General features: G+C 65.2%; 11 protein-coding genes. 4 read left to right on the forward strand and 7 right to left on the reverse strand.

The features are described 5' to 3' along the window. Positions 1-161: 161 nt before the first annotated feature. From NUU27_RS23375 to NUU27_RS23390, 4 genes are all read left to right on the forward strand, one after another. On the forward strand, positions 162-1,664 hold the full coding sequence (locus tag NUU27_RS23375; protein WP_374568020.1) for a PAS domain S-box protein: 1,503 nt from the start codon (positions 162-164) through the stop codon (positions 1,662-1,664). Then, positions 1,657-2,274, forward strand: coding sequence for a response regulator FixJ (gene fixJ / locus NUU27_RS23380; protein ID WP_257764706.1), 618 nt, complete (start codon positions 1,657-1,659; stop codon positions 2,272-2,274). Before NUU27_RS23375 ends, fixJ begins: the two co-directional genes overlap by 8 nt. 121 nt (positions 2,275-2,395) lie before the next feature. Then, a complete protein-coding gene (locus tag NUU27_RS23385) occupies positions 2,396-2,737 on the forward strand; it encodes a DNA-binding response regulator (protein ID WP_257764707.1) in 342 nt (113 codons plus the stop codon). Positions 2,738-2,893: 156 nt separating this feature from the next. Next, on the forward strand, positions 2,894-3,565 hold the full coding sequence (locus NUU27_RS23390; protein WP_257764708.1) for a helix-turn-helix domain-containing protein: 672 nt from the start codon (positions 2,894-2,896) through the stop codon (positions 3,563-3,565). Between the two features lie 87 nt (positions 3,566-3,652). Here NUU27_RS23390 and NUU27_RS23395 read toward each other — a convergent pair whose 3' ends face one another. From NUU27_RS23395 to NUU27_RS23425, 7 genes are all read right to left on the reverse strand, one after another. After that, a complete protein-coding gene (locus NUU27_RS23395; protein WP_257764709.1) occupies positions 3,653-4,681 on the reverse strand; it encodes an ABC transporter ATP-binding protein in 1,029 nt (342 codons plus the stop codon). Then, complete coding sequence (locus NUU27_RS23400) at positions 4,681-5,736, reverse strand: ABC transporter ATP-binding protein (RefSeq protein ID WP_257764710.1); 1,056 nt, start codon at positions 5,734-5,736, stop codon at positions 4,681-4,683. Before NUU27_RS23400 ends, NUU27_RS23395 begins: the two co-directional genes overlap by 1 nt. Beyond that, positions 5,733-6,677, reverse strand: coding sequence for an ABC transporter permease (locus tag NUU27_RS23405; RefSeq protein WP_257764711.1), 945 nt, complete (start codon positions 6,675-6,677; stop codon positions 5,733-5,735). The genes NUU27_RS23400 and NUU27_RS23405 overlap by 4 nt, the downstream gene beginning before the upstream one ends. 3 nt (positions 6,678-6,680) lie before the next feature. Beyond that, complete coding sequence (locus tag NUU27_RS23410) at positions 6,681-7,661, reverse strand: ABC transporter permease (protein WP_257764712.1); 981 nt, start codon at positions 7,659-7,661, stop codon at positions 6,681-6,683. A 68-nt stretch (positions 7,662-7,729) separates the two neighbouring features. Continuing rightward, on the reverse strand, positions 7,730-9,349 hold the full coding sequence (locus NUU27_RS23415; RefSeq protein ID WP_374568024.1) for an ABC transporter substrate-binding protein: 1,620 nt from the start codon (positions 9,347-9,349) through the stop codon (positions 7,730-7,732). A 365-nt stretch (positions 9,350-9,714) separates the two neighbouring features. Further along, positions 9,715-10,989 (reverse strand): TRAP transporter large permease, encoded by a 1,275-nt coding sequence (locus NUU27_RS23420; protein WP_257764713.1) that lies wholly within the window; start codon positions 10,987-10,989, stop codon positions 9,715-9,717. Further along, positions 10,986-11,462 (reverse strand): TRAP transporter small permease, encoded by a 477-nt coding sequence (locus tag NUU27_RS23425; protein ID WP_257764714.1) that lies wholly within the window; start codon positions 11,460-11,462, stop codon positions 10,986-10,988. Before NUU27_RS23425 ends, NUU27_RS23420 begins: the two co-directional genes overlap by 4 nt. Positions 11,463-11,635: the final 173 nt, after the last annotated feature.

Genomic DNA, 11,635 nt, shown 5'->3' on the forward strand with positions numbered 1-11,635 from the left:
AGCCCGATCAGAGGGGTTCTACTTTGTGATCGCACAAACTGTGCGAACATTGCCGATTGTTTTGAAGCAGTTTACCTGCGGCATTCGCGCCACCACACCGGTATGCCACTTGCGGTGTCATGGTCCCATGGAAATAATGTGCCGAAAGTGGCAGTGCTCGCATGGAAGGGGCGCTTTTGGGGCCCGAACTGGAAATCACCGAGACCGAAGGGAAGAGCGTCCTTGCCGGCTATGCCGTCGCAGTTGCGGGCAGCGCGCTGATGCTGGGCACGGGTCTGTGGCCGAACCCTGCCGCCGGCAGCGTATGGATGGTGTTTCTCGGCGCGCTGACCGCGCTCGGCGGGGCGATGCTGGGCGGGCGTCGGGCCGGTTTCCTGGGTGCTGGCCTTTCCGCTGCCGCCATGCTTCTGCTCGGCGCTTTGGCTGCCCTGCCGCTCTCGATCCCCGCCTTCCTCGCCTTCGTCCTCTTTATGCTGCTGCTGGTCAGCGTGGGCGCGGCCTCCCGCGGGGCCATCCAGTCCGGCGCTCTGATGCGCAAGCAGCTCGAGGCGCGCGATGCCCACCTGCGATCGATCCTCGACACGGTGCCGGACGCCACCGTGGTGATCACCGAGGACGGCGCGATGGTCTCCTTCAACCAGGCGGCGGTGCGCCAGTTCGGCTATGAAGAGGAAGAGGTGCTGGGCCGCAACGTCAGCATGCTGATGCCGGAGCCCTATCGCAGCCATCACGACGGCTACATCGAACGCTATATGAGCACCGGCGAGCGGCGGATCATCGGCATCGACCGCGTGGTGGTCGGCCGCCGCAAGGACGGCTCGACCTTTCCCATGAAGCTCGCCGTCGGTCAGATGAAGAGCGCCGGACAGGTGTTCTTCACCGGCTTCATCCGCGACCTGACGGAGCGCGCCGAATCGGAGGCGCGGCTCGAGGAGGCGCAGGCCGAACTGGCGCGGCTCGCGCGCCTCAACGAGCTCGGTGAGATGGCCTCGACGCTGGCCCATGAATTGAACCAGCCGCTGTCGGCGATCGCCAACTATGTGCAGGGCTGCAACCGGCTGCTGAAGGACGTGTCCGACCCCGTCGCCGAACGGATGCGGGAGGCGCTGGAGGAAACCGCGCGCCAGACCCTGCATGCCGGCCAGATCATCCGCCACCTGCGGGAGTTCGTCACGCGCGGCGACATGGAAAAGCTGCCCGAGGACGTCCATAACCTCGTCGAGGAGGCTGCGGCGCTGGCGCTGGTCGGCTCGCGCGAACTGGGCGTGCGCACCGTGTTCGATTTCGGCGACGAACTCGGCAAGGTGATGGTCGACCGGGTGCAGATCCAGCAGATCCTCATAAACCTCATGCGCAACGCCATGGAGGCGATGCGCAACAGCGAAAAGCGCGAACTGGGGGTGAAGGTCGGAACCGACGAGACCGGGGCGATCAGCATCGAAGTGTCCGACACGGGGATCGGCGTGCCGGATGAGATCGCCCAAAATCTCTTCAAGCCGTTCATCACCTCCAAGCGCGGGGGCATGGGCGTTGGGCTGGCGATCTCCAAGCGCATCGCCGAGGCGCACGGGGGAACGCTCAGCCTGCTCAGCACCGGCAAGGACGGCACGACGTTCCGGTTCACGCTGCCGGCAATGGAAGAACGGGAATTACAGGATGTCTGAAGACGTGGTGATTCATATCGTCGACGACGAGGAGCCGGTGCGCAAGTCGTTGGCGTTTCTTCTCACAATGTCCGGCCATGCCGCCCGCGTGCATGAATCGGCGACCGCCTTCCTTGGCGTGGCGGCCGGCCTGCGCAACGCCTGTCTCATCACCGATCTGCGCATGCCCGACATGAGCGGCGTCGAGCTTCTGCGCCGCCTGAACGAGGCGGGCCACATGCTGCCGGCGATCGTCATCACGGGCCATGGCGATGTGCCGATGGCTGTCGAGGCGATGAAGGCCGGGGCACTGGATTTCATAGAAAAGCCGTTCTCCGAAAGTGTGCTTCTGGAGGCGATCGCCCGGGCCGTTGCGCAGCTTGACAAGCAGCCGCGCGAGGGGACGAGCGCCGCGGATATCCGCCGCCGCCTCGAACAGCTCTCGGAGCGGGAGCGGCAGGTCATGAGCCGGATCGTCGCGGGCTTGCCCAACAAGACGATCGCCTATGAGCTGGACATCTCCCCGCGCACGGTCGAAGTGCACCGCGCCAACGTCATGATGAAGATGCAGGCGAAGAACCTGCCCGAGCTGGTGCGCATGGTGCTCACCACCGAGGACGACCTCCTGTAAAAATACCTTTCGGCGGCGCCTTTTGATTCAGCGCAAAGCGTCCCGCGGTCTGCCGTAGGACAGTCCGCCAGCCTGGGGAATTCCGTCCTTTCCTTTCCCCGGCGATGGGAGACGCTGGAACGTGCATGCGACGATACTTGTGGTGGCGCCTGATTCGGCCTTTCGATTGTCACTCCGGTTCATGCTCGAATCGGAAGGTTATGAGGTGGAGGTGCTCAACGGGTTGACCGACCTTCGCCTGCTGCGGCCGAAAGCGCACTGCCTCATCATCGATCATGAAATCCTCGAAAGGCAGCGGATGCCGGTCGCTGCGCTTCTGGAGGAGGGTGGACCGGTGATCGTGCTCGCCGACATCCCTGTCGACACGCCGGCCGACCCCCGGTTGAGGATGATCGAGAAGCCGCTTCTGGGCGGCACGGTGGTCCGCGCCGTCCACGACCTGCTGAGCGGGACCGTCAACTAGAGCGGGATGAGGAAAAGTGTGAAGCGGTTTTCCGCCCGCATCCCGCTCTGACTTTTTGAACGCGATCTAAGTAGAATCCCGTAGGGATAAAACCGAATTTCGCGGAACCGGCTTTGCGGCCAATCTCAATGCCAGATCCAACGACGGAGGCATCAGATGCTCGCTCAGGCCGCAACGAACTCGACTTTTCCCGTCGGTGCCCTTTCGGGTGCCAATCGGGTCGGCGTGAGCCGCGGTGCACCGGCATCCTTTTCTCCCGACCAGCCGCATCAGGTCGTCTTTTACGACGGCAACCAGGAAATCTACGCCCAGGGCGAGCGGGCGAAGGCGCTCTATCAGGTCGAGTTCGGCATGGTGCGTCTTTACCGCCTGCTGGCTGACGGCCGCCGCCAGATCAGCGCTTTCCACGTGGCGGGCGAGGTGTTCGGATTCGAGATGGACGGGCAGCATCACTTCTTTGCCGAGGCGGTCGGCCGCGTCGGCATCCGTGTCTTCCGCCAGCCGGCCAACGACGCCAATTGGCGCCAGACGCTGACGGCCGCCCTTGCCGCGCTGGTGCGCGCTCAGGAGCACATGCTGGTGATCGGACGGCAGAACGCCGCCGAGCGCGTCGCCGCATTCCTGATCGACATGCAGGAACGCCAGGGCGGCGATCGGCACATCGAGCTGCCGATGTCGCGCAACGACATCGGCGATTATCTGGGCCTGACCATCGAGACGGTCTCGCGCATGCTTTCCAAGCTGAAGGCGAACGGCGTGATCCGGCTGACCAATGCGCGCACCATCGAAGTGGTCGACGAAGCGGCTCTCGAAGCGCTCTGCGAATAGAAGCTTACCAGCCGGGCGGGTGGCTGGGAGCGGGGTGCCGACCGAAAGGCGGCGCCCCGCTTTTTCTGTCGTCCGCCGCGCAACGCCTCAACGCGGGTCGAACAGATGGCAGCGGACCGTGGCGTTGCCGACGTGCTGCGGCATCGGAATGTCCCGGTCGCACCCGGAAAGCCGCGCCGGGCAGCGCGGGTGGAAATGGCAACCGGGCGGCGGCGTGACCGGGTTTGGAATTTCGCCGGCGATCGCCAGCCGTTCCTTGCCTTCCATGTCGATGTCCGGGACCGCTTCGAGGAGCATCTTCGTGTAGGGATGTTGGGGGGCGGCGAAAAGCTCGGCTGCGGGCGCCTCTTCCACCAGGCGGCCGAGATAGAGGACACCGACGCGGGTCGCCACATGCCGCACCACCGCGAGATTGTGGCTGATGAAGAGATAGGTGAGGCCGAGGCGCTGCTGCAGGTCGCGCAGCAGATTGAGCACCTGCGCCTGCACGGAGACGTCGAGCGCCGAAGTGGGTTCGTCGCAGACGATGAACTTCGGATCGGAGGCGAGCGCCCGGGCGATGGCGATGCGCTGGCGCTGGCCGCCGGAGAATTCGTGCGGGAATTTCTGCCCGTCGCGCGGGTCGAGGCCGACGAGCGACAGGAGCTCGCCCACCCGCTCGGCTCGGTCGCTGGCATCGGCGATCAGGCCGAACGCCTTGATCGGCTCGGCGATGATGGCGCCGACGCGCCAGCGCGGATTGAGGCTCGCGAAGGGATCCTGGAAGATCATCTGGATCTTCCGGCGCATGCGCCGTTCCTGATCCGGGCTCTTCTTGCCCCAGACATCGGTTCCGTCGATCTCGACGGAGCCGGCGCTGGGCGGCAGGAGGCCGACCACCATTCGCGCGATGGTTGATTTGCCCGATCCCGATTCGCCGACCAGCGCATAGGTTTCTCCCTCGCGTATGGAGAAATCGACGCCGTCGACGGCGGTGAGCGACACACGGCCGCTACGCTCGATCAGGCGGTTGAGCCACGGCTTCGACAGGTCGAAGCTGCGGCGCAGGCCCCGCACTTCGACCAGGGGGCGGGCTTCGTTCGATCGGGCCACGTTCAGCGTTTCATCGAGCGCCATCACGAAGCCCCATCGACCGTGTTCGGCAGGCTGATGCCGGCGGCCGTCGCCGCCTGCAGGATGTCGGACGGCGCCTGGCGAAGCGCCTCCGGGGCATGCAGGAAGCAGGCGGCATGGCTGGTTCCCGCCGGATAAGGCTCCGGACGCTCGGCGCGGCAGCGGGAAAAGCTGTAGTCGCAGCGCGGATTGAAGGCGCAGCCCGGTGGAATGGCGCCGAGCCGGGGCATGGACCCTGGAATCTGCGCCAGCATCTCGTCGGGATCGCCCGAGAGAGAGGGGATCGCCGCCATCAGGCCGATCGTGTAGGGGTGCTGCGGGTGCTTGACCACGTTGCGGACCGGGCCGATCTCGGCGAGGCGCCCGGCATAGAGCACGCAGACCCGATCCGCCGTCTCGGCAATGACGCCCATATCGTGGGTGATCAGCATCACCGCCGCGCCGCGCTCCGCGCAGAGCCGCTTCAAGAGCGCGATGATCTGCGCCTGCACGGAGACGTCGAGCGCCGTGGTCGGCTCGTCGGCGATGACGAGTTCCGGATCGGCGGCGAGCGCCAGGGCGATGACGACGCGCTGCCGCATGCCGCCGGAAAACTGGTGCGGATAGGAGGACAACCGGGTCTCGGCGGCGGGAATGCCGACCTCCTCCAGCAACTGGCGGGCCTTCCGCCGCGCTTCGCCGGTGGTCACGCGCTGATGCGTCAGGATGGTTTCGACGAGCTGGTCGCCGATCCGGTAGAGCGGGTTGAGGCTGGTCAGAGGATCCTGGAAGATCATGCCGATGCGCCTTCCGCGGATGCGCCGCATGCGGTCGGGCGCGAGATTGTCGATGCGCTCGCCGGCGAGCCGGATCTCGCCGCCGGCGATGCGGCCCGGCGGCTCCAGAAGACCGATCACCGCCGAACCGGTGATGGACTTGCCGGCGCCCGATTCGCCGACCATGCCAAGCACTTCGCCGGGTGCGATGTCGAAGGAGAGGTCGTCGATCGCCGTCAGCACGCCCCGGCGCGTGGGAATCTCGACACGGAGGTTGCGGACGGAAAGGGTCGGTTCGGTCATCTGAGCTTAGGGTTCAATGCGTCGCGCAGCCAGTCGCCGAGCAGGTTGACGGAGAGCGCCAGGATGGCGAGCGTGATGCCGGGGAAGATGGTGATCCACCATTCGCCGGAGAACAGGAAGTCGTTGCCGATGCGGATCAGGGTTCCAAGCGAAGGCTGCGTGGGCGGCACGCCGACGCCGAGGAAGGAGAGCGTCGCCTCGGTGATGATCGCCAGCGCCAGATTGATGGTGGCGATCACCAGCACCGGACCCAGTACGTTGGGCAGCACGTGCTTGACCATGATGGTCCACGGCTTGAGGCCGATCAGGCGCGCCGCCAGCACATATTCCTTGTTGGCTTCCACCAGCACCGAACCGCGCACGGTGCGGCCGTACTGCACCCAGAAGCTGAGGCCGATCGACAGGACGAGCACGACGAAGACCACCTTGTCATAGGACTGCGGACCCGCCATCGCCCGCGCGACACCGTTGATCAGCAGCGCGATGAGGATGGCGGGGAAGGTGAGCTGGACGTCGGCGATGCGCATGATGACGCTGTCGACCCAGCCGCCCATATAGCCGGCGAGCAGCCCGAGCGTGATGCCGAGCACCATGGCGAAGATGACGCTGGCGAAGCCGACGGCGAGCGAGATGCGCATGCCGTAAAGGATGGTCGACAGGACGTCCCGGCCCTGGTCGTCCGTGCCGAGCAGGAACCGCGGGTCGCCGCCGTCGAGCCAGGCGGGCGGCAGGAAGCTGTCGAGGATCGACAGGTTGGCCGGGTCGAAGGGATCGTGCGGGGCGATCAGCGGGGCAAGGAGCGCTGCCGCGATGAAGAGGACGACCACGACGGTGGAGATCATCGCCAGCGGCGAACGGCTGAACGAATACCAAAGGTCGGAATCGAGCGCCCGCGCGATCCGTCCCGGTTCCTTCGAGCGCATGTCGGATGTATCGGCCATGGCCTATCCTCTGGCGCCGCCGAGGCGGATGCGGGGATCGACTGCCACGTAGAGCAGGTCGACGATGAAGTTGATGAGCACGAAGAGGAAGGCGATCAGGAGCAGGTAGGCGGCCATGATCGGGATGTCGACATTCTGCACCGCCTGGAGGAAGAGCAGGCCCATGCCGGGCCATTGGAACACGGTCTCCGTGATGATGGCGAAGGCGATGATGGAGCCGAGCTGCAGGCCGGTGATGGTGATGACGGGCACCAGCGTGTTCTTCAGCGCATGGCCGAAGTTGATCGCCCGGCGCGACAGGCCGCGGGCCCGGGCGAACTTGATGTAGTCGGTGCGCAGCACCTCCAGCATCTCCCCGCGCACCAGGCGCATGATCAGCGTCATCTGGAACAGGCCGAGCGTGATGGCGGGCAGGATCAGCGACTGCAGGCCGGATTTCGTCAGCAGCCCGGTGCTCCACACGCCCCAGAGGCTGACTGTCTGCCCACGCCCGAAGGAGGGCAGCCAGCCGAGATGCACCGAGACGACGAAGATCAGCAGGATGCCGATCAGAAAGGTGGGCAGGGAAACGCCGACGAGGCTGATGGCGAGGAAGCCGCGCGCCAGCCAGGTGTTTCGGTAGAGCCCGGTGTAGACGCCCATGGGCACGCCGACCGCCAGTGCGAAGAAGGCCGAGACGAGCGACAGTTCCAGCGTCGCCGGCAGGCGCGAGGCGATCAGCGAGGCGACCGGCTGCTTGAACTGGTAGGAAATGCCGAAATCGAACTGCGCGGCCTTCACGACGAAGCGGCCGAACTGCAGGAGGACGGGGTCGTTGAGCCCGAGCGCCTCGCGCAGCGCCTCGCGCTCCGCCGGCGATGTGTCGACGCCGACGAGCTGGTTCACGGGGTCGCCGACGAAGCGGAACATCATGAAGGAAATCAGCGCGACGACCAGCATGACGCCGAGCGCCTGGACGAACCGTTTGATGGCGAATGCGATCATGAAACCAGGAGGTCAGACTTTGCAGGGGCAGCCCGCGGCGACCGCGGGCTGCGGTTCAGGTCTCTGCTTCAGTTCACCGTCGCCCAGTAGAACAGCACCTGGTTGTCGGGCCGCTGGACGATATCGATGTTCTTGCGCTTGCCCCACACGAGCGACTGCTGATGCAGCGGAATGTGCGAGGTCTCCTCGGTCATGATCGTATAGGCCTGGTGGATCAGGTCGTCGCGCTTGGCCTGATCGGTCTCGACGACGATCTGGCTGGCGAGCTCGTCGACCTTCTCGTTGCAGTAGCCCCCGAGGTTGAACGGGCCGCCGGCGCCGGTCTCGTCGCGGCATCCGGCAAGGTTGGTCAGCACGTTCCACGAATCGAAGGAGCTGGGGGTCCATCCGAGCAGGTAGAAATCCGTGTCGTAACCACCCGGCGCCAGCACCTTGGCGAAGTACTGGGCCTTCGGCTGGGCGTTGAGGTTCACCGTCACGCCGACACGCGCCAGCATCGACACCACCGCCTGGCAGATCGCCTCGTCATTGACGTAGCGGTCGTTCGGGCAATCCATGCCGACGGTGAAGCCGTCCGCATAGCCGGCGTCGGCCAGCAGCTTCTTGGCCGCCTCCGGATCGTATGGCCAGCGCTTGAAGTCGCCCGACCCGGCATACTGCTCGTTGGCGATGAGCAGCGGGACCGGCGTCGCCAGGCCGCGCATGATGCGATCCTTGATGGCCTCGATGTCGATGGCCTGATAGACGGCCTTGCGCACATTCGGGTCGTGGAAGGGGTTCTTGCCCTTGATGTTCGATGTCGGCAGCTCGTCGCGGATCTGGTTGAAGCCCAGATGGATGACGCGCAGTTCCGGCCCGGTCAGGGCTTCCGTATCCGCATTCGCGTTGACGCGCGGAATGTCCTGCACCGGCACGGGGTCGATCAGGTCAACGTCGCCGGCAAGGAGCGCGGCCACGCGCGTGCCGTCGGCAGCGATCGGCGTGAAGACGACCTCCGTCAGATTGTGCTCGGGCGTGCCCCACCAGTCGGGATTCGGCTTGAAGACGGTCTTCACGCCGGGCTCATGGCTGTCGATGACGAAGGGGCCGGTGCCGTTGGCCTTGAATGCCGCCGGGCCGGGATTGGTGTCGCGCGCCGAGATCGGCTTCACCGCGCCTTCCGCCTCGGCCCATTCCTTGTCCATGATGTACCACGTGTCCCACTCGTAGTGCAGGATCGGGTTCGGCGACTTGAGCTCGACCTCGACCGTGTAGTCGTCGATCTTCTTCCAGACGGAATCGGCCGGGATGCGGGTCTTGAGGTCGGACCCTTCGGCAAGCACGCGCTCGGCCGAGAAGATCACGTCGTCGGCGTTGAAGTCGTTGCCGTTGGCGAATTTGACGCCCTGGCGCAGGTGAAAGCGCCAGTGCAGCGGATCGACCGTTTCCCAGCTCTCGGCGAGGCCCGGGATGATGCTGAGGTCCTTGTCCCGGCGGGTCAGCCCTTCGAACACGTTGCCGAGCATGCCGAGCGTGAAGGTCTCGTTGAGTGAATAGGGATCGAGGGCATTCAACGTGCCCTGGAAGGCGAAGCGCAAGGTCTTCGCGCTCGCCTGTTGCGCTGCCGCCATGGACAGGCAGGTGCCGACAAGGGCAACGGTCGCCCATCGGAGCGACGTCGCCAGAACATTCGGAAATCTCGGCTGCATCACCGCTCTCCTCCTGGTGTTGCTTCAGTTAATGTGCAGTTCCCAAGTCGTCGCGTGCACGCCGCAACGGCGGCCGCAATCATCGTTTCCCCGGCGTTGTTGTCGGTGATCCGGATCGGCACCGCGCCACGCCTCTTGTAATTGTTTAAGTGTCAAGTTTCCGGACCGTAAAGCAAGCGGCGCGTTTTACAAGCCTCATCCTTCGCCGCCGCCGTGCCGTTGTGGACTGCCCTCGCGGAGCATGCCGAAGGACGGCAAGAGATTGGCGAGCGGCGGCCTGGAACAGATGCGGACCGGACAGGAAGCCGTGCAAAACGGCTTTGAGCTGGAGGGCGCGCGGCGCTACCTCTCGGGTGCACCTTCCCTCAGTCCATCAGGCTCGGCAGGCCGGTGGCCAGAATGGGGAACAGACAGACCAGCACCAGCACGGTCACCGGCGGAATGAGCCAGGGAAGGATGGCGCGCGCAAGCCGGTGATAGGGCACGTTGCCCACCTGCGCCACCACGAAGAGCGCCATGCCCATCGGCGGTGTCAGGATCGAGATCATCAGGTTGAGCACGACGATGATGCCGAAATGGATCGGGTCGATGCCGAACCCCATCGCCACTGGCACGAGGATCGGCACCACGATGAGCAGGATGACGAGGGACTCGATGAAGCAGCCGAGCACGAAGATCATCAAATTGACCGCGATCAGGAAGCTCAGGGGACCATCGGCGATGGCGAGGAAGAGCTGGGCGATCTGCTGCGGCGCCTGCTCGCGTGCCAGGATGAAGCCGAGCAGGCCGACGCCGGCGACGATGGTGGCGATGGAGGCCGATGTGGCGGTTGTCTCGTAGATGGCGTCCCACAGACGACGGAATGTGAGCTCCTGGTAGAACACGAGATCGATGAGGATCGCGTAGAGCACGGTGATGGCGGCGGCTTCCGTCGGCGAGAAGAGGCCGCTGAAGATGCCGCCGACAATGACGGCGGGCGTGGCCAGCGCCGGAAAGGATTTTACGAAGAGCGTGGCGATCTCGCCGGTGCCATGGCGCGGATCGCGCGGGTAGTCCCTGCGCCGGGCGATGGCGTAGACCATGACCATCAGTGCCAGCGCGCACAGGACGCCGGGCACGATGCCGCCCAGGAAGAGCTTGCCGATCGACGTGTTGGAGACGACGCCGTAGAGCACCATGGTGATCGACGGCGGCACGAGCGGTCCGATCATCGAGGAGGCGGCCGTCACCGCGCCGGAAAAATCGTCGTCGTAGCCCGCCTCGCGCATGGATTCGATCTCCATCTTGCCGAGGCCGCCGGCATCGGCAAGTGCCGAGCCGGACATGCCGGAGAAGAACAGCGAGGCGAGCACGTTGACATGGCCGAGGCCGCCGGTGATGTGTCCCACGAGGGCGCGGGCGAAGCCGAAAAGATGCCGCGTGATGCCGGCCGAGTTGAGGATCGCGGCGGCCAGGATGAACAGCGGCACGGCGAGCAGGGGGAAGCTGTTCAGCCCGTCGACCATGCGCTGCATGGCGAAGGCGAGCCCCATGCCTGACCAGTAGAAATAGCCCATCGATACGAAGATCATGGCGACGCCGATCGGCACGCCGACGAGAACCATGACGAGCCAGGCAAGGCCGATGGTGGCAAGGATCATCGGGCCTCCTCCGGCGTGTCGGAACGCACGAACGACAGCACCCTGCGGGCGATGCGGTGCAGGATGAGCACCGTGGCGACAAGGCCGGAGGCATAGAGCACCGCATCGGTTGCCGGCAGGCTCACCGCCTCGTTGTTCCAGGTGCGCAGCACCGTCTTGTAGGAGATCCAGACGAGATGGGCGACGATGCCGAGATAGACGGCGTCGATGACCAGGAACAGTGTCCGCCGCCAGCGCACGGGCAGGGTGTCCGCGACGAACCCCATTCTCAACTGGCCGTTCGTGCGTTCGACCTCGGCAATGCCGACCAGGGCCATCCAGACCCAGATCCAGCGCGCCGCTTCCTCGGTCCACACGGGACCGGTGAAGAGCGGCGTGCGGCCGAAGATCTGGATCATCAGCACGGCAAAGAGCACGATGAACAGGACGGATGCGACGCAGCCCTCAAGGCTGTATCTGCCGGAGAAGGACATGAACCTGCCTCGGTGGATGGCAGGGCAATCGCATATGATTTTTTTGCAGGCTCCGCCTGCGACCCCCACCCTCGATCCCTCCCCTCAAGGGGGAGGGAAGAAAGGTGGTGCGCCCGAACATCCCCCTCCCCCTTGAGGGGAGGGGTAAGGGGTGGGGGTACCGCGCCGCCATA

This window comes from Nitratireductor sp. ZSWI3, from assembly GCF_024655565.1.
GTDB lineage: Bacteria > Pseudomonadota > Alphaproteobacteria > Rhizobiales > Rhizobiaceae > Nitratireductor.

What these genes read in the sequence shown, in the direction of transcription:
- NUU27_RS23375 (WP_374568020.1), top strand. Translation starts at nt 162, where the DNA reads ATGGAAGGGGCGCTTTTGGGGCCCGAACTGGAAATCACCGAGACCGAA.
- NUU27_RS23420 (WP_257764713.1), bottom strand. Translation starts at nt 10,989, where the DNA reads ATGATCCTTGCCACCATCGGCCTTGCCTGGCTCGTCATGGTTCTCGTC.
- NUU27_RS23390 (WP_257764708.1), top strand. Translation starts at nt 2,894, where the DNA reads ATGCTCGCTCAGGCCGCAACGAACTCGACTTTTCCCGTCGGTGCCCTT.
- fixJ (WP_257764706.1), top strand. Translation starts at nt 1,657, where the DNA reads ATGTCTGAAGACGTGGTGATTCATATCGTCGACGACGAGGAGCCGGTG.
- NUU27_RS23425 (WP_257764714.1), bottom strand. Translation starts at nt 11,462, where the DNA reads ATGTCCTTCTCCGGCAGATACAGCCTTGAGGGCTGCGTCGCATCCGTC.
- NUU27_RS23400 (WP_257764710.1), bottom strand. Translation starts at nt 5,736, where the DNA reads ATGACCGAACCGACCCTTTCCGTCCGCAACCTCCGTGTCGAGATTCCC.
- NUU27_RS23410 (WP_257764712.1), bottom strand. Translation starts at nt 7,661, where the DNA reads ATGATCGCATTCGCCATCAAACGGTTCGTCCAGGCGCTCGGCGTCATG.
- NUU27_RS23405 (WP_257764711.1), bottom strand. Translation starts at nt 6,677, where the DNA reads ATGGCCGATACATCCGACATGCGCTCGAAGGAACCGGGACGGATCGCG.
- NUU27_RS23395 (WP_257764709.1), bottom strand. Translation starts at nt 4,681, where the DNA reads ATGGCGCTCGATGAAACGCTGAACGTGGCCCGATCGAACGAAGCCCGC.
- NUU27_RS23415 (WP_374568024.1), bottom strand. Translation starts at nt 9,349, where the DNA reads ATGCAGCCGAGATTTCCGAATGTTCTGGCGACGTCGCTCCGATGGGCG.